The following is a 1408-nucleotide window of genomic DNA, read 5'->3' as shown; positions in this document are numbered from 1 at the left end:
CATATTGGCGAGGAATTCCGACTTGGCGCGGTCGGCGAGCACGGCGCGCTGACGCGCCTCGCGCAGTTCGGCCTCCCGCATCTTCAGCTCGGTGATGTCGGTGGTCGAGCCGATCAGGTAGAGCGAACCGTCGGAGGCGATCATCGCGCCTTTGCGGGCGAATTGATGCCTGACGCTGCCGTCGGCCAGCGTGACCGTCTCTTCGACCTCCTGAGTTTCGCCGGTGCGCAGCACGGCGAGGTCGCCATTGACGAAGGCCTCGCCATCCGGCCCGAAAATCTCGATGTCGGTCTTGCCGATGGCCTCTTCCTTGCTGAAGCCCGTCAGATCGCACCAACCCTTGTTGACATAGAACTGCCTGAGATCGGAGCGCTTGGCGTAGATCGATACCGGCACATTGTCGATCAGGCTGCGGAACACCTCGTTCTCGCGCATGCTTTCTTCCAGCGCACGCTCGCGTGCCTTGACGTCGGTGATGTCGGTGCTCGAACCGACCAGATGCACCGACCCGTCCAGCGCCACCAGGCGGCTCTTGCGGGTCATCAACTGCCGAACCGTGCCGTCGCGATGGGTGACGGGTTCCTCGACCTCCTTGACGACGCCCGTCACGGCGACTTGCGTGTCGTCATGGCTGTAGCCATCCGCGTCCTGCGCGCCGAACAACTGCCGGTCGGTGCGGCCGATGACATCCTCCTTGGCCAAGCCGGTGATCGCGCACCAGGCCTTGTTGACGAATTCGATGCTCAGGTCCTGCGCCTTGATGAAGGCGGCCACCGGCAACTCGTCCATCACATGCCGGAACAGGTCGATCTGGCGCATGGAATCGCGCAATGCCGCCTCGCGGCTCTTGATCTCGGAGATGTCGACGCGAACGCCGATGAAGGTGCCGTCGTCGGTCCGCATGTCGTAGACCTGATACCAGCGGCCATCGGGATTGTGACGCTCGTAGGAGGAACTGGGCAAGCGGTAGCGGGCGAGGATCGCGTCCAGCCAGCGGTCATGATCGCTGTCGTAGAGCTGGTCGATTTGCGGATCGCCGCTGCTGCGGAAATAGCCGTTCGCATGACCCAGCACGAGTGCTTCGCGGAATGTACAGCCGGGCTGCCACGCCGGCTTCAAGGCCGGCAGCGTATCCTGGATCTTGCGGTTGGCGAAAACGAACCTGTCGTCGCGATCGTAGATGATCACGGCGGCCGGCAAGGATTCCAGCACGCTGGCGAGATGCTTGCGTGCGTCCTGCGCCTCCGTCTCGCGGCGCTTCATGTCGGAAATGTCGAACAGGAAGCCGGCAACGTAGTTGCGGCCGCTGGCCATGCCGACGCGGCTCTTCCGGACGATGCGCGAGCGGCAGGCGCCATCGGCCTCGAAATTCTCTTCCACTTCGTACGGCCGCCCGGTGGCAAGGACG

1 protein-coding gene is annotated in these 1408 nt (G+C 63.7%); it reads right to left on the bottom strand.

All coding sequences use genetic code 11. The features are described 5' to 3' along the window. The coding region (locus EN994_RS31470; protein ID WP_127308152.1) for a PAS domain S-box protein at positions 1–1408 on the bottom strand (1408 nt) is incomplete at both ends.

The organism is Mesorhizobium sp. M7A.F.Ca.CA.002.09.1.1, from assembly GCF_003998555.1.
GTDB lineage: Bacteria > Pseudomonadota > Alphaproteobacteria > Rhizobiales > Rhizobiaceae > Mesorhizobium > Mesorhizobium ciceri.
This window is presented reverse-complemented; position numbering and strand designations above follow the sequence as displayed.